This window comes from Bradyrhizobium sp. MI1.11 (assembly GCF_055811255.1).
The window spans coordinates 13,809-28,838 of the sequence record NZ_JBVVPM010000076.1; the positions used below are offsets into that span (position 1 = coordinate 13,809).

13 protein-coding genes and 4 pseudogenes are annotated in these 15,030 nt (G+C 65.0%); 14 read left to right on the top strand and 3 right to left on the bottom strand.

The window, feature by feature from the left end; genetic code table 11:
• Window positions 1-114: 114 nt before the first annotated feature.
• Window positions 115-514: pseudogene (locus AC0L30_RS38725) on the top strand (TRAP transporter substrate-binding protein); the annotation flags it as partial.
• A 362-nt stretch (window positions 515-876) separates the two neighbouring features.
• Here AC0L30_RS38725 and AC0L30_RS38730 read toward each other — a convergent pair.
• Window positions 877-1,261, bottom strand: a pseudogene (locus tag AC0L30_RS38730) (DNA polymerase thumb domain-containing protein); the annotation flags it as partial.
• A 93-nt stretch (window positions 1,262-1,354) separates the two neighbouring features.
• Between AC0L30_RS38730 and AC0L30_RS38735 the strand changes: the two are divergent.
• Together AC0L30_RS38735 and AC0L30_RS38740 are read left to right on the top strand one after the other, a co-directional pair.
• Window positions 1,355-1,552, top strand: coding sequence for a hypothetical protein (locus tag AC0L30_RS38735; protein WP_473406462.1), 198 nt, complete (start codon window positions 1,355-1,357; stop codon window positions 1,550-1,552).
• Between the two features lie 8 nt (window positions 1,553-1,560).
• Window positions 1,561-1,917: an aminotransferase class I/II-fold pyridoxal phosphate-dependent enzyme gene (locus tag AC0L30_RS38740; RefSeq protein WP_473304367.1), complete on the top strand. Its 357-nt coding sequence runs from the start codon at window positions 1,561-1,563 to the stop codon at window positions 1,915-1,917.
• 812 nt (window positions 1,918-2,729) lie between these two features.
• Here AC0L30_RS38740 and AC0L30_RS38745 read toward each other — a convergent pair.
• Window positions 2,730-3,458 (bottom strand): TetR/AcrR family transcriptional regulator, encoded by a 729-nt coding sequence (locus AC0L30_RS38745; RefSeq protein ID WP_473304364.1) that lies wholly within the window; start codon window positions 3,456-3,458, stop codon window positions 2,730-2,732.
• A gap of 137 nt (window positions 3,459-3,595) precedes the next feature.
• Here AC0L30_RS38745 and AC0L30_RS38750 point away from each other — a divergent pair, with 137 nt between their 5' ends.
• The 10 genes and pseudogenes from AC0L30_RS38750 to AC0L30_RS38795 all read left to right on the top strand — a co-directional run.
• The gene (locus AC0L30_RS38750; RefSeq protein ID WP_473304361.1) at window positions 3,596-4,795 is read left to right on the top strand and encodes a cytochrome P450; all 1,200 of its coding nucleotides are present in this window, start codon (window positions 3,596-3,598) and stop codon (window positions 4,793-4,795) included.
• 673 nt (window positions 4,796-5,468) lie between these two features.
• The gene (locus AC0L30_RS38755; RefSeq protein ID WP_317245096.1) at window positions 5,469-6,671 is read left to right on the top strand and encodes a cytochrome P450; all 1,203 of its coding nucleotides are present in this window, start codon (window positions 5,469-5,471) and stop codon (window positions 6,669-6,671) included.
• A 94-nt stretch (window positions 6,672-6,765) separates the two neighbouring features.
• Window positions 6,766-8,055 (top strand): cytochrome P450, encoded by a 1,290-nt coding sequence (locus AC0L30_RS38760; RefSeq protein ID WP_473304358.1) that lies wholly within the window; start codon window positions 6,766-6,768, stop codon window positions 8,053-8,055.
• 1 nt (window position 8,056) lies between these two features.
• A complete protein-coding gene (locus AC0L30_RS38765; protein ID WP_231188988.1) occupies window positions 8,057-8,365 on the top strand; it encodes a ferredoxin in 309 nt (102 codons plus the stop codon).
• Window positions 8,352-9,197 carry an SDR family oxidoreductase gene (locus AC0L30_RS38770; protein ID WP_473304571.1) on the top strand — a complete coding sequence of 282 codons (846 nt, stop codon included), beginning with the start codon at window positions 8,352-8,354 and terminating at the stop codon, window positions 9,195-9,197. The genes AC0L30_RS38765 and AC0L30_RS38770 overlap by 14 nt, the downstream gene beginning before the upstream one ends.
• Entirely contained in the window at window positions 9,197-10,540 is a 1,344-nt protein-coding gene (locus AC0L30_RS38775; protein WP_473304356.1) for a cytochrome P450, read from the top strand. The genes AC0L30_RS38770 and AC0L30_RS38775 overlap by 1 nt, the downstream gene beginning before the upstream one ends.
• 99 nt (window positions 10,541-10,639) lie before the next feature.
• Window positions 10,640-11,638 (top strand): polyprenyl synthetase family protein, encoded by a 999-nt coding sequence (locus AC0L30_RS38780; RefSeq protein ID WP_473304354.1) that lies wholly within the window; start codon window positions 10,640-10,642, stop codon window positions 11,636-11,638.
• Between the two features lie 299 nt (window positions 11,639-11,937).
• Window positions 11,938-13,488 carry a hypothetical protein gene (locus tag AC0L30_RS38785; RefSeq protein WP_473304352.1) on the top strand — a complete coding sequence of 517 codons (1,551 nt, stop codon included), beginning with the start codon at window positions 11,938-11,940 and terminating at the stop codon, window positions 13,486-13,488.
• Window positions 13,485-14,387 carry a terpene synthase family protein gene (locus AC0L30_RS38790; RefSeq protein WP_456766004.1) on the top strand — a complete coding sequence of 301 codons (903 nt, stop codon included), beginning with the start codon at window positions 13,485-13,487 and terminating at the stop codon, window positions 14,385-14,387. The genes AC0L30_RS38785 and AC0L30_RS38790 overlap by 4 nt, the downstream gene beginning before the upstream one ends.
• Window positions 14,374-14,640 (top strand): annotated as a pseudogene (locus tag AC0L30_RS38795) (type 2 isopentenyl-diphosphate Delta-isomerase); the annotation flags it as partial. The gene AC0L30_RS38790 and the pseudogene AC0L30_RS38795, both read left to right, overlap by 14 nt.
• 7 nt (window positions 14,641-14,647) lie before the next feature.
• Here AC0L30_RS38795 and AC0L30_RS38800 read toward each other — a convergent pair.
• Window positions 14,648-14,882: pseudogene (locus AC0L30_RS38800) on the bottom strand (MFS transporter); the annotation flags it as partial.
• Here AC0L30_RS38800 and AC0L30_RS38805 point away from each other — a divergent pair.
• Window positions 14,794-15,030, top strand: a 237-nt coding sequence (locus tag AC0L30_RS38805) for a hypothetical protein (protein WP_473406464.1), incomplete at its 3' end; no start/stop codon positions are given. The pseudogene AC0L30_RS38800 and the gene AC0L30_RS38805 sit on opposite strands and share 89 nt — an antisense overlap.

The following is a 15,030-nucleotide window of genomic DNA, read 5'->3' on the forward strand; positions in this document are numbered from 1 at the left end:
GACTCTTGCCTACATGCCGGCGGTCGAGAGCGGTGAACCAAGAGACGCGAAAGCTGCACGCCAGCGCAGGCTGATGCTGTCGGCACCAACGTCAATGCAGGATCAGGAGGAAACATGATTGTCTCGAAGCCCGGAAGGATGAGCCGCCGTACGCTATTGATGGCAGCCACGGCCGTACCTCTCTGCGGGATTCTTACTCGTCCGGCTTCCGCAGCCGAGTTCGTTTACAAGTTTGCGACCGGGCAGGATCCGACCCACCCCGTGAATATCCGGGCCCAAGAGGCGATCGACCGATCCGCGAAGCGACGAGCGGCCGGCTGGAGATCAGGCTGTTTCCGGCCAATCAGCTCGGCTCCGACACCGAACTCCTGACCAGGTACGCAGCGGCGTGAGTTCTTCAACCAATCGTCCTCGATCCTTGCCACCCTGGTGCCGAGCGCGGGCATGCACCGCCTTCGCATTCGCCGATTACGACAGCGTATGGAAGGCGATGGACGGCAAACTCGGCACCTATGGAATTCCGGTCATTGCCCGTCACGACGACATGCTTCCTTTTGCGAGCTTTATTGTCCCGAGGATGCGCTTTGGGTCTCCCCTTTCGCGGATGAGAATCAGCCCGTCGTCGTCAAGACACTCAAGCGGACCGCGGCGATCGGGAGCTTTCGCCGAGCTGTCGGCTGGACCCATGAGACGCGGGGTCGGTGCGGCATCGACCGGAGCTATCTACTTTTTGGTGAGTTGGGCTGCCGCCGCGCCCTGCCCACTTAAGATGCATGCGTTCGCGGGCTTCGCGGCGACGCTGGCGCCATTCGCGTCGGCGCTTCGCTCGCTCTGCCGGCAGCGGCAAGGATGGCACTGGTCAGCGTGACTTTCCGGGCCCGCGCGGTCCTTGTCCTCCCAGTGCCGCCAGACCTTCTCGATCAGCGGGCCCAACTCGGTGGCCATTGCGTCGAAAGCGCTAAAGATCGGTTGAGGACGTGTTCTCCGCACCAACCGACTTCCGGATCCGGTTCGCGCGGACCTCGCGGTGATCAATGCCCCTCGATATCCGGTAGTATTACGCGCCGGCCTTGCCGAAATTGGCTTGCAGAGTCGAGCGACTGATTGCGGACGTCGAGGCAGTCTACCGCCCGATAGCATTCATCTTGGTGCAAGTCGCCGGACCGATGCCGTGGGATTTGCTGACAGGGAGTGCCTCCACGAAGCCGGGGCTCATCTCCGGCGTGATGACGTACTGGCCGTTTGCCGCGCCAGGCTTTCTGCAGATACGCGCCGGCCGCGGAAACTCGCGTCCGAGGGGGCGCGATAGCTCGCCCTGGTCAGTGCTCTGGAGCGGGACATCGCTGACGGTCGGCTGTCCGATGGCGACTGCCTTCCGCCGCACCTTGACCTGGCACGAGAGCTCGGCCTGTCCGTCGGCACCGTCAGCAAAGCCTATCAGAAGGCCGAACAACGCGGGATCAGCGGACATGTCGGGCAGGGCACCTTCGTCCGGCGTCATTCGCCGCGCAGGCCGAGGCGGCCACGGCATGACATGAACCGGTCAATTTAGCGCTGAGCGTGCCCGGCCACGGAAGCGAAACGCAGGTCCTGTCCGCGTTGTTTGGCGAGGTGGTGCGCGAACCTGATCTTGCACTGTTGTTGGGCTACCATCCTCACGCTGGCGTTTCCCAGGAACGTGAAATCATCGCAGCCTCGCTCTCTGACAACGCCTTTACGGTCGCGCCGGCACAGCTGATTCTGTGCAACGGCGCCCAGCACGCGATCGATGTCGCCCTGCGCTTCGTGGCAAAACCCGGCGACAGTGTCTTGGTGGGTGCTTTCACTTATCCCTGCTTCAAAGCCATCGCCGCGCCAGCCACCTTAATTTGGTGCCCGTGGACATGGATGAGGACCGAAGCGACCCTGAGGCGCTGAAAAAGCCTGCCGGGCGTCCCGAGCGCGAGTGCTCTATTGCCTGCCGACGTTGCAGAGCCCCACGGCTCGCACGCTGAGTCTTGACCGCGGGGGCGCATCGGTGAATTCGCCGAGGAGCTCGATCTCGCCATCATAGAGGATGACGTTTACCGCTTTTTCTTCCCCGAGCGTCCTGTGCCGATCGCCTCATTGGTGCCGGCCCTCTCCTTCTAAATCACGTCCTACTCCAAATACCTTGCGCCAGCCTTCAGGCTCGGGACAGTGACAGTCCGGCCGGCCTACATCGCTCAAACTCAGCTCCTCCTGCACGCCTGTGCCTGGTTTGTTGCTCAGGTGTTAGGCGAGACTGTGGTGCGGTTGATTGAGAGCGGAAAGCTGGAAGAACTTCTGCGTGAGCGGCGGCGTCAGGCGCACGAACGTTACGGGATGCTCCTAGACTTTTTCCCAATGCCGCAAACTTCAGTTCTCAGCCTTCTACGGATAGTTGCAGTTGCCGCAAGAGTGGTCCGCAGATCGGTTTACGGCCGCTGCGCCAGGACGAGGCATACTTGTCCCCCCCCGCATCGCCTCAGCGGTGGGAAAGGGGGATCCTGGCGCCATTCGCATCTGTTTTGGCGCCCCCAGCGATCCTAAAGAACTGTCCGATATATTTCAGATACTTCGGGACATTATGGCTCGCCAGCCAGTAAACGTCGCTTCTCACGCGTAGGTGTCCGTCTTCGTTTCGGTACGCGTGGCGAATCCCTTCGCGCGACAGCCCCTTTTCTTGGCTGCGACGATAGATCGGCTGCCAGCAAGCCGGTGCTGCCGAACTAAAGAAGATCACCGATGGAAATTCTCGGCCAGGTCTCGGTCTGCCGAGCGGCTTTAATCTTCGCCGACCAAGCGTCGATGAGACTGCCGAGGACCAATCGCCCGTTGCCGTGAATGTCCGGCCATTTCATCGTTGGTGTTCCCAGTGGCAACGAGATCACCCCATGCGCCGCCGATAGCAGGGCGGTCGCTAGGCGCTCCGTCAGCCCCGGCCTCGCCTCCACCCTCAATTCGGAAAGATACTCCGCGATCGAAGTCACAAATAGCCCGTAGCCCTTTCGTGCGATCTCAGTTTCACCGAAATAAACCCCGTCGGGAAAACGCCTGTCCTCGACTGTGCCGGCCATCGAATAGAGCGATCGAAAATGATCGGGGTTGTCCACCCAATACTTGATATAGGCCTCCATGACACGCCGCAGCCGGACCTCACCGCTGGAATGAAGCGCGCGGACTTGGTCGAGCCGATCCGCCATTTCCTCGAGATTCCTCTCCTTCACTGCCAGCAGCAGCAGGATCTTGGTCGGAAAGTATTTGAGAACCGTGCCCTTCGAGTAACCGAGCGCATCGGCGATCTTCTGGATCGAAACGGTTTCGAGTGTGCCGCTCGCGAACTCCTTTCGCGCTGTTTCAAGGATTCGAGCCTGCAACGCGCGCTTGTCAGCTTCTTGGCGCGCGCGCTTCTGAAAGCGCCGCATCCCCTTGGAGTTTCCTGATCTCTCGGCCGACATCCAATCTCCGCCCGGTCTGTCCTGCAGCTACATGGCTGTTATCACGAGCAAAAAACGCCACTCCATTCCTAGCTTGCCACCTTCTGCAATAAATGACTATAGTCAATTAAGTAGAAGCGACCAAACGGAGGCGAACAGTGGCAACTTCGGCACGCGAGTATGCCTGCAGCGATTTCGATCCGTTCGACTGGGACACTCGCATCGACCCCTATCCGGCCTATGCCGAGCTTCGTGCGAAGGCACCCGTCGTCAGGCTCGAGAAATACGGCATCTTCGCCGTGCCGCGTTTTGCCGAGATCAAGGCGGTCTTTGCTGACCATGTGAACTTCAGCAATGCCGGTGGTGCTGGCATCATCAATTCTTTCAAGGAGAAGCCGTGGCGTCCGCCGAGCATCGTCCTCGAAGCTGACCCACCGCTACATACACGCACCCGAAAGGTGCTAGCTCGGATCATGTCGCCGGGTGCCATGCGGGGCCTCGAGAACGGTTTCAAGGCCAAGGCCGCCGCGCTGGTCGATGAACTCATTGAAAAGAGATCATTCGACGCCGTCCGCGATCTTGCCGAAATATTTCCGGTGACTGTATTTCCCGATGCTCTGGGCATCGACAATGAGGGCCGCGAAAATTTTCTGACCTACGGCGCCATGGTGTTTGCCGGCATGGGGCCGGAGAACGATTATTTCCGAACTCTGATGGCCAAGGCACCTGAGGTTTTGCCTTGGGTTGCCGCGAAATGCCAACGGGACGCCTTGGCTCCCGGCAGTTTTGGCGCACAGGTCTACGAGGCCGCCGATAGCGGCGAAATTACCCATGACGAAGCGCCTCTGCTCGTCCGGTCCTTTCTTTCGGCGGGACTGGATACGACTATCAGTGCAACAGGCATGGCCCTCTTTAGTTTAATCCGTCATCCGGAGCAGTGGGCCATTCTGGCCGCCAATCCTTCGCTGGCGCGCGGCGCGTTCGATGAGAGCCTGCGCTATGATTCCGCCGCACCTTACGTCTTTCGGACCACACCGCATGAAACCGAGATCGCAGGGGTGCCGATCGGTAAGCACGAGAAAGTATTGCTGCTGATTGGTTCTGCAAATCGCGACGAAACGCGGTGGGAGCAGCCCGACCAGTTCGACATCACCCGGCGCGTCTCGGGCCATATCGGCTTCGGCACCGGGATCCATGGCTGCGTGGGGCAAATGGTCGCGCGGCTCGAAGGCGAAGCCGTTCTGGCCGCCTTGGCGGCGAGCGTCGCATCAATCGAGATAACGGGCGAGCCGGTATACCGCGACAGCAGTGGATTGCGGGCCCTCAGCTCACTGCCGGTACGCGTTACGACGAAATAGCGCCAGCCCGGGCTCTTTGCGGCGGCTGTCATTGCCCGCCAGGACGGCTGGCGGACCTGCTTCCTTTGCGAGCTTATTGCCCGAAAGGTGTTGTCGTGCAAGCCCCGCTGCTTCTTCGACGTAGTTGCTATAGTTCAGCACGCCTTTCGCATGAAAGTGCGTTGAGCCGAGAAGGGATCTTGTTCTTGAAAAGGAGCTTCCCAAGGGCCCGAAGGATCAACGATCGCCTTGATAACGTTTGCATCGAGAATCAACGCGGGCCCTCTATCAGCCTTGCGAAATACGCCATCGTCATCGTGGCGAACCCCAGGCAGGTCACCAGATCAACGCCTGCGGCGAGCAGCGCATCGCGCTGCAAGTCCGTGCTCTCGCCGTCGGAGTCCGACCGACACGCATGTAGCCAACCAACATAGGCGGATACGCATCGGAAATAGGTTTCCGTGCGCGTGGCGGCAGAGTTTTCCGCATATTTTTTGCGCCACCAAGCGTTTAGTTTAGGACGCTACTACAAGATTCGGTAGTTGGCTAAAGCCACTTTGAGGCCCTAGGTTCCGGCCGCCTCCCCGCCGATCATCATCATCGACGAACAGAAGCGAACGCAAGCGCACGTGAAGCCCGCACCGCCTGCCGGTCACCTTCCGCCCTTCCATCGCGTAGAGACTGAAGTGTCACCATGTCCGAACAACCCTTGCCGACGCTGCCGATGTGGCGCGTCGATCACATCGAGCCCTCGCCCAAGATGTTGGCGCTACGCGCCAACGGTCCGATCCACCGCGTGCGCTTCCCGTCCGGGCACGAAGGCTGGTGGGTGACAGGCTACGACGAGGCCAAGGCGGTGCTGTCCGACGCGGCGTTCCGGCCCGCGGGAATGCCGCCGGCGGCATTCACCCCGGATTCGGTAATTCTCGGTTCGCCGGGGTGGCTGGTCTCGCACGAGGGGGGCGAGCATGCCCGGTTGCGCACGATCGTGGCGCCGGCCTTCAACGATCGCAGGGTGAAGCTGCTCGCGCAGCAGGTCGAGGCGATCGCCGCGCAGTTGTTCGAGACGCTGGCGGCCCAGCCCCAGCCCGCCGACCTGCGGCGCCACCTCTCCTTTCCGCTTCCGGCCATGGTCATCAGCGCGCTGATGGGCGTGCTCTACGAGGATCACGCGTTTTTCGCCGGCCTGTCCGACGAGGTAATGACGCACCAGCATGAAAGCGGCCCGCGCAGCGCGTCGCGCCTGGCTTGGGAAGAACTGCGCGCCTACATTCGCAGCAAGATGCGGGACAAGCGCCAGGATCCGGGCGACAACCTGCTGACGGACCTGCTCGCGGCGGTCGACCAGGGCAAGGCGACCGAGGAAGAGGCGATCGGTCTGGCCGCGGGCATGCTGGTGGCGGGGCACGAGAGCACCGTCGCGCAGATCGAATTCGGCCTGCTGGCCATGTTCCGCCATCCGCAACAGCGCGAACGCCTGGTCGGCGATCCATCCCTGGTGGACACGGCGGTGGAGGAAATCCTACGCATGTACCCGGCGGGCGTGGGCTGGGACGGCATCATGCGCTATCCGAGGACCGACGTGACCATCGCGGGCGTGCATATTCCCGCGGAGAGCAAGGTGCTGGTCGGACTGCCTGCGACGTCGTTCGATCCGCGCCATTTCGACGACCCGCAAATCTTCGATATCGGGCGCGCCGAAAACCCGCACCTGGCGTTCTCCTACGGTCCGCACTACTGCCTCGGCATGGCGCTGGCCAGGCTGGAACTCAAAGTGGTGTTCGGTTCGATCTTCCAGCACTTTCCCGCGCTGCGCCTGGCCGTGGCGCCGGAAGAACTGAAGTTGCGCAAGGAGATCATCACTGGCGGGTTCGAAGAGTTGCCGGTGCTCTGGTGATGCGCGGACACCGCCGGGAATCGCGATCTTCTCCGCAATTTGCCGGCGCGCCTGGCGCGCGCCGTTCCGATCAGCAAGCCAACAGTTAACCAAGATGGACGTGCAAGAAACCACGGCAGCATGCCGGGACGCCTTCGCCGAACTGGCGTCGCCAGCGTGCATCCACGACCCGTATCCGTTCATGCGGTGGTTGCGCGAGCACGATCCGGTGCATCGCGCGGCGTCGGGCCTCTTTCTGTTGAGCCGCCACGGCGACATCTACTGGGCGCTCAAGGCCACGGGCGATGCGTTTCGGGGACCGGCGCCGGGCGAACTGGCGCGCTATTTCCCGCGTGCAGCGACCAGCCTGTCGCTCAATCTGCTGGCGTCCACGCTGGCGATGAAGGACCCACCGACGCATACGCGTCTGCGCCGGCTGATCTCGCGCGATTTCACCATGCGCCAGATCGACGACCTGCGGCCGAGCATCGCGCGCATCGTCGCAGCGCGCCTGGACGGCATGGCGCCCGCGCTGGAGCGCGGGGAGACGGTGGACCTGCATCGGGAATTCGCGCTGGCCTTGCCCATGCTAATCTTCGCCGAACTGTTCGGCATGCCCCAAGACGACATGTTCGGGCTCGCCGCCGGCATCGGCGCCATTCTGGAAGGCCTAAGCCCGCACGCCAGCGATCCCCAGCTTGCCGCGGCGGACGCGGCCAGCGCCAGGGTGCAGGCCTACTTCGGCGACCTCATAGAGCGCAGGCGCACCGATCCCCGCCACGACATCGTGTCGATGCTGGTCGGCGCACACGAGGACGATGCCGACACGCTGTCGGATGCGGAGTTGATCAGCATGCTGTGGGGCATGCTGCTGGGCGGCTTCGCCACCACTGCCGCGACCATCGACCATGCGGTCCTGGCGATGCTGGCGTATCCCGAACAGCGGCACTGGCTGCAGGGAGACGCCGTGGGGGTGAAGGCATTCGTCGAAGAGGTCCTGCGCTGCGACGCGCCCGCCATGTTCAGCTCCATTCCGCGTATCGCCCAGCGCGACATCGACCTAGGCGGCGTGGTGATCCCGAAGAACGCGGACGTGCGCGTGCTGATCGCGGCCGGCAATCGCGACCCGGACGCCTTCGCCGACCCCGACCGCTTCGATCCCGCGCGGTTCTACGGCACCAGTCCTGGCATGTCGACCGACGGGAAGATCATGCTGAGCTTCGGCCACGGCATCCACTTCTGCCTCGGTGCGCAACTGGCCCGGGTGCAGTTGGCCGAGAGCCTGCCGCGGATCCAGGCGCGCTTCCCCACGCTGGCATTGGCCGAGCAGCCGAGCCGGGAGCCCTCCGCGTTCCTTAGGACGTTCCGCGCGTTGCCGGTGCGGCTGCATGAGCACGGGGACTGAGATGCGCGTCGTGGTCGACCAGGATATGTGCGGAACCACCGGGCAGTGCGTGTTGACGCTGCCGGGCACCTTTCGCCAGCGCGAACCGGACGGCGTGGCCGAAGTGTGCGTGGCGACGGTCCCGCAGGCGCTGCACGCTGCCGTGCGGCTCGCGGCCAGCCAGTGCCCGGTCGCCGCCATTCGGGTCATCGAAAGCGACGCTGGCGATGACGAGCGCGCCACCGCCGACCCTGCGCCTTCTCCGGCCGAGGCCGAGCGGCATGCCGCAAAAGACCAGCGCAATCGACGAGGACACGATGGGACGGTTTGAAGGCAAGGTGGCCGTGGTAACCGGCGCCGGCGCCGGTATCGGCAAGGCATGCGCCCTCGCTATCGCGCGCGAGGGCGGCAGAGTGGTGGTGGCCGACATTGACGGCGCGGCGGCCATCGCCTGCACCGCGCAGATCGCGGCCGAAGCGGGCCACGCGCTGGCCCTGGCGATGGACATCGCCGATGCGCAGGCGGTGGCAGCGCTGTTCGAGACGGCGGAGCGGCACTTCGGTGGGGTCGACCTGCTGGTGAACAACGCGAGCGCCATGCATCTGACCCCGCGCGACCGCGCGATCCTCGACCTGGATCTGGCGGTCTGGGACCAGACCATGGCGACCAATCTGCGCGGCACCCTGCTCTGCTGCCGGCAGGCAATCCCACCGATGATCGCCCGCGGCGGTGGCGCGATCGTCAACATGTCGTCATGCCAGGGGCTCAGCGGTGACACCGCGCAGACGTCCTACGCCGCGTCGAAGGCGGCGATGAACATGCTGTCGGCCTCGCTCGCCACCCAGTACGGTCATGCGCAGATCCGCTGCAACGCGGTTGCGCCGGGTCTCATCATGACCGAGCGTCTCCTCGCCAAGCTGGACGAGGGCATGCAACGGCATCTGCGCCGGCACCAGCTCCTGCCGCGCGTCGGCCGTCCCGAGGACGTGGCCGCGCTGGTGGCGTTCCTGCTTTCCGAGGATGCTGCGTTCATCACCGGCCAGGTCGTGTGCATTGACGGCGGCATGCTGGCGCATGTGCCGACGTACGCCGACGGTGGCAACAGCCGCGCCGCGCGGCCTGCCGGCAACACCGCCGAAGCGGCTGCGGCGCCGCGCTGCTGATGGACATGCTGCTCAACCCGCTGGCGCGTCGGCACCGGCTGCGGTACGACATCCCGATCGTGCCCGGCGCTTTCCCCCTGGTCGGGCATCTTCCCGCCATCGTCTGCGACCTGCCGCGCCTGCTGCGGCGCGCGGAACGGATGCTGGGCAGCCACTTCTGGCTGGATTTCGGCCCTGCCGGACACCTGATGACCTGCGTGGATCCGGACGCGTTCGCGCTGCTCCGGCACAAGGACGTGTCCTCGGTGCTGATCGAAGAGATCGCGCCCGAATTACTTGGCGGAACGTTGGTCGCCCAGGACGGCGGCGCGCACCGGCAGGCGCGCGATGCGATCAAGGCGGCGTTCCTGCCCAAAGGGCTGACTCAGGCCTGCATCGGCGACCTGTTCGCGCCCGTCATCTGGGCGCGGGTGCAGGCGTGGCGTGACGGCGGCGACGTAACCATCCTGCGCGAAACCGGCGACCTGATGCTCAAACTCATCTTCAGCCTCATGGGTATCCCCGCGCAGGACTTGCCAGGATGGCATCGCAAGTACCGGCAACTGCTGCAGTTGATCGTCGCGCCCCCGGTCGACCTGCCCGGGCTGCCCTTGCGGCGGGGCCGCGCCGCCCGCGACTGGATCGACGCGCAGTTGCGCCAGTTCGTCCGCGACGCGCGCGCGCATGCCGCGCGCACCGGGTTGATCAACGACATGGTAAGCGCCTTCGATCGCAGCGACGATGCGCTCTCCGATGACGTCCTGGTCGCCAATATCCGCTTGCTGCTGCTTGCGGGTCACGACACCACCGCCTCGACGATGGCCTGGATGGTGATCGAGCTGGCGCGGCAGCCTGTGCTGTGGGACGCCCTGGTCGAGGAGGCGCAACGCGTGGGCGCGGTGCCGACCCGGCACGCGGACCTGGCGCAGTGTCCGGTCGCTGAGGCCCTGTTCCGCGAGACGCTGCGCGTGCATCCGACGACCACGCTCCTGCCGCGTCGGGCGCTGCAGGAATTGCAACTCGGCCAACGGCGCATTCCCGCGGGCACCCATCTGTGCATCCCGCTGCTGCATTTCTCGACCTCGGCGCTGCTGCACGAGGCGCCTGATCAGTTCCGCCTGGCGCGGTGGCTGCAACGCACGGAGCCGATCCGGCCGGTGGACATGCTGCAGTTCGGTACCGGCCCACACGTCTGCATCGGCTACCACTTGGTGTGGCTCGAACTGGTGCAGTTCTGCATCGCTTTGGCGCTGACCATGCACAAGGCCGGGGTGCGGCCGCGGTTGCTGAGCGGCGTCGAAAAAGGCCGGCGTTATTACCCGACCGCACATCCGTCCATGAAAATCCGCATCGGATTCTCATGAGCTGGCATCGCTTGCGCCTGTGTGGCGAGGCAGCGACGCCGGCAACACCGCGGCGGCCCGCTGTGGCCGTCTCCTGTCAGGTACAAGGACATGAACAGCATGCAGACCGGTTCCACGCTACACGACGACCGAACTGGCGTTTCCACGCTCGGCGGATTGGGCGCGCAGGCGCGCGGCGCTTCCGGCAGGCTGATGCCTGAGATCTGGATGCAGGACGGCGCAAAGCGGGTCGAACAAGCGCTCGCGCGTCGTCTCTGCGTCGAAGACAAGGGTGAGACCGAGCTGATCGCGGCAATGCGCTACGCCACCTTGCATGGCGGGAAGCGCACCCGCGCCTTGCTCTGTCTGGCTGCCGGCACACTGGCCGACACGCCGGCGCACATGCTCGACGACGTCGGCGCCGCGATCGAGATGATGCACGCCTGTACCCTGGTCCACGACGACCTGCCCGCGATGGACAACGACGTGCTTCGCCGCGGCCTTCCGACCGTGCATGTCAAGTTCGGCGAAGCCACCGCGATCCTGGTCGGCGACGCGCTGCAGGCGCACGCCTTCCTGACCCTGGCGAGCCTGGATGCGCCGGGCGACAATCCTATCGCGCTCGTGCGCGAACTGGCGCAGGCGGTGTCCGCCGAGGGTGCCGCAGGCGGGCAGGCCATCGATCTGTCGCTGGTCGGAAAGCACGTCGAGCTGGACAGGATCGTCGCGATGCACCGGATGAAGAGCGGAGCGCTAGTGCGCGCGTCCGTTCGCATGGGCGCGCTATGCGCCATCGCGGAGGATGCCGCGCACGCTGCGCTGTACTGTGCGCTCGATCGCTACAGCGCCTGTTTCGGCCTGGCGTTGCAGGTGGTCGATGACATTCTCGATGCGACGGCGGATACCGCGGCGCTGGGCAAGACCCCCGGCAAGGACGCGGCGGCGCAGAAGCCGACCTGCGCGTCGATCATGGGGCTGCAGGCTGCGCGCCAGTTCGCGCTCGATCTGTTGCGCGACGCCGGAGAGGCCATCGTCCCGCTGGGGCCGCGTGCGGAACGGTTGGGGCAGATGCTGCAGCGGGCCAACGCGCACCTGTTCAAGCACGCGCCATGCGCATGAGCGCGCCCGTGCGCATGGAGTCGCCCTTGTGCCGCTGCGATCAGCCGGCGGTAGCGGTGCATGCTGCACCGTGTCCGAGTCCGCGGCGCCCATCGCAGCGGTTGCCCTGCACGGCCGCGGCGCGCTGCGGCCAAGCCTATGCGGCGGACCGGCGCCAGCGTCGTTGGCGCGTCGCCGCGCCAGAGCAGTGCGGCCGTCCGGCGCTGCCCATCGGCCGGGCCGCGACGGACCTGCGGCGACGTGCGCGGCGTCTGCCCGATCCTGGTTCTCGTCAACCGTCTGCAGAAGGAACATCCCGCGTGAACGCGCAGTCCGAACAGATCCTTTCCGAATTGCGCCACCTGCTGAGCGAGATGAGCGACGGCGGCAGCGTCGGTCCGTCCGTCTACGACACGGCGCGAGCTCTGCAATTCCACGGCAACGTCACCGGTCGGCAGGACGCCTACGCGTGGCTCATCTCGCAGCAACAGGCCGATGGCGGATGGGGAAGCGCGGACTTCCCGCTGTTCCGTCATGCGCCCACGTGGGCGGCGTTGCTGGCATTGCAACGTGCCGATCCTCTTCCCGGCGCTGCCGACGCGGTCCAGGCTGCAACCCGGTTCCTCGAACGCCAGCCCGATCCCTACGCGCATGCGGTGCCGGAAGACGCGCCGATCGGCGCGGAGCTGATCTTGCCGCAATTTTGCGGCGAGGCCGCATCCTTGCTGGGCGGCGTGGCGTTTCCGCGCCACCCGGCCCTGTTGCCGTTGCGGCAAGCGTGCCTGGTCAAGCTGGCGGCGGTGGCGACGTTGCCGAGCGGCCATCCGTTGCTGCACTCCTGGGAAGCCTGGGGGACCTCGCCGACCACCGCATGCCCGGACGACGACGGCAGCATCGGCATCAGTCCGGCGGCCACAGCCGCGTGGCGTGCGCACGTCCTGACACAGGGGAGCACGCCGCAGGTCGGGCGCGCGGACGCGTATCTGAAGGCGGCATCGAAGGCGACGCGCAGCGGCATCGAAGGTGTCGTTCCCAACGTCTGGCCGATCAATGTGTTCGAACCATGCTGGTCGCTGTACACCCTGCATCTGGTCGGGTTGTTCGCGCATCCCGCGCTCACTGAGGTGATGCGCGTGATCGTCGCGCAGCTCGATGCCCGCCTTAGCGTGCGCGGTCTCGGCCCGGCATTGCACTTCGCGGCCGATGCGGATGACACCGCCATTGCGTTGTGTGTCCTGCGCCTTGCAGGCCGCGACCCGGCGGTCGATGCGTTGCGCCAATTCGAAAGCGGCGAGCTGTTTGTCACCTTCCCCGGCGAGCGCAATGCCTCGATGTCGACCAACATCCATGCCCTGCATGCGTTGCGACTGTTTGGAAAGCCTACCGCCGCCGCCAGCGCCTATGTCGAAGCCAATCGCAACCCGGACGGTGTATGGGACAACGAAAAATGGCACGTTTCATGGCTGTATCCCACCGCGCATGCCATCGCTGCGCTGGCGCAAGGCAACCCCCAGTGGCGCGACGAGCGCGCGCTGGCGGCGCTGCTGCGCGCGCAGCGCGACGACGGCGGCTGGGGCGCCGGTCGCGCGGCCACATTCGAGGAAACCGCCTATGCGCTGTTCGCGTTGCACGTGATGGACGGGAACGAAGAGCCGACAGGGCGCCGGCGCATCGCGCAGGCGGTGGCGCGTGCGCTGGAGTGGATGCTCGCCCGCCATGCGGCGCATCCATTGCCGCAGACGCCGCTGTGGATCGGCAAAGAACTATATTGCCCCACGCGGGTCGTGCGCGTGGCTGAACTCGCCGGGTTGTGGCTGGCACTTCATTGGGGGCGGCGCGCCCTGGCCAAGGGAGCAGGAGCGGCGCCATGATCCAGACCCAACGCGCGCTGCAGCAGGTGCTGGAGTGGGGGCATTCCCTGACCGGGTTCGCCGATGAGCATGCCGTGGAAGCAGTCAGGGGCGGCCAGTACATCCTGCAGCGCATCCATCCGAGCCTGCGCGACGCCAGCGCCCGCACCGGCCGCGATCCGCAGGACGAAACGCTGATCGTGGCGTTCTATCGCGAACTGGCGCTGCTGTTCTGGCTCGACGATTGCAACGACGTTGGCCTGATCGCGCCGGAGCAGCTCGCCGCGGTGGAGCAGGCGCTGGGGCAGGGCCTGCCGTGCGCGCTCCCCGGATTCGAGGGCTGCGCGGTGCTGCGCGCCTCGCTGGCCGCACTCGCCTACGATCGTCGCGACTATGCTCAGCTTCTCGACGATACCCGGCGCTACTGCGCAGCGCTGCGCGACGGACCCGCGCAGGCGGCAGGGGCGGAACGCTGGTCCTACGCCGAGTACCTGCACAATGGCGTCGATTCGATCGCCTACGCGAATGTGTTCTGTTGCCTGTCATTGCTGTGGGGGTTGGACATGGCGACCTTGCGCGAGCGTCCGGCATTTCGCCAGGTCCTGCGGCTCATCTCCGCGATAGGGCGTCTGCAGAACGATCTGCATGGACGCGACAAGGACAGGACGGCGGGCGAGGCCGACAACGCGGCGATCCTGCTGCTGCAGCGCTATCCGGCTATGCCTGTGATGGAGTTCCTCAAGGACGAGCTGGCCGGCCATACGCGCATGCTGCACCGCCTGATGGCGGAAGAATGCTTTCCCGCGCCGTGGGGAGCGTTGATCGAGGCCATGGCCGACATCTGCGCGCAGTACTATCAGACCTCGACCAGCCGCTATCGCAGCGACGCCGCGGGGGCAGGCCAGCGTGCGCCGGGCTGAACGCGCGGGAGGCGGAGGCGAGCGCCCGCTCCCCTCGGTCAGATCGGACGCAACGCCGTCGCCCGATGGAGCGAGCATGAGCGACACCGCCATGAGCCCGTGCAAGGACGACTATCTGGACGTCGTGCTGGATCGGCGAACGGCACCGGCCCCGATCGCCGACGGCTGGAAGTATATAGGTTTCGAACACTGCGCATGCGACTTGGACCTGACGCAGATCGAGCGCTGCGCCTGGCTGGTGGGCAAGATCATGGCGCGGAGCGGCGTCCATAGCGATCACCGAGAAACCCGGTACGCAACGATCCCAGATCATGCCGACGAAGGTCGCGGAGATGAACACCGCATTCTGGGCGAGGGTCCAAACCTGGTCTTCAGCATCACGCTCAGCACGGTACCGGCAATGTAGATGAAAAACATTCCGATGCCGATCAGCAGCATGATGCGGCCATGGAATGGCCCGACCAGCAGTCGATCAAGACGAGTGCCTGCGTTCACGGATTCGAGTTTGACGCTCTCCCTTGATGCGGACCGCCTTCTTCGAACGTCTGCCGCTTGTCTTCTGTTAGCATTACAGTTGCTTTTGTTGCGGGCTTCTGAATCCATGGGCAACCATGATTCGAATGTCGTGGGCGCGGGCCGCGTC